This window comes from Lysobacter enzymogenes, from assembly GCF_017168095.1.
Lineage (GTDB): Bacteria > Pseudomonadota > Gammaproteobacteria > Xanthomonadales > Xanthomonadaceae > Lysobacter > Lysobacter enzymogenes_D.
Genome location: NZ_LXSD01000390.1, coordinates 4,669 through 4,876, shown reverse-complemented (window position 1 = coordinate 4,876; position 208 = coordinate 4,669). Strand labels below are relative to the sequence as shown.

The following is a 208-nucleotide window of genomic DNA, read 5'->3' as shown; positions in this document are numbered from 1 at the left end:
GGTGTAGGTAATCGTGTCGCCGACGTCGCCCGCGCCGTTGGCCGGCGTGTCGGTGTCGGTGATTGCGCCGGCCGTCTTGGTCAGGGTCAGCTGCGGCGCGGCCGCAATCGACACTGTCTCATCGTCGGTGTCGTTGACCGTGCCGCCACCCGGCGTCGTGCCGGTCGCAGTCGCGGTGTTCGCGCGCGAGCCCGTGTTCACATCCTGC

Annotated in this window: 1 protein-coding gene; it reads right to left on the bottom strand. The window is 69.7% G+C overall.

Annotation, left to right across the window (positions count from 1 at the left end):
* A partial coding sequence (locus A7A76_RS16075; RefSeq protein ID WP_206412135.1) for a hypothetical protein occupies positions 1-208 on the bottom strand: 208 nt, incomplete at both ends.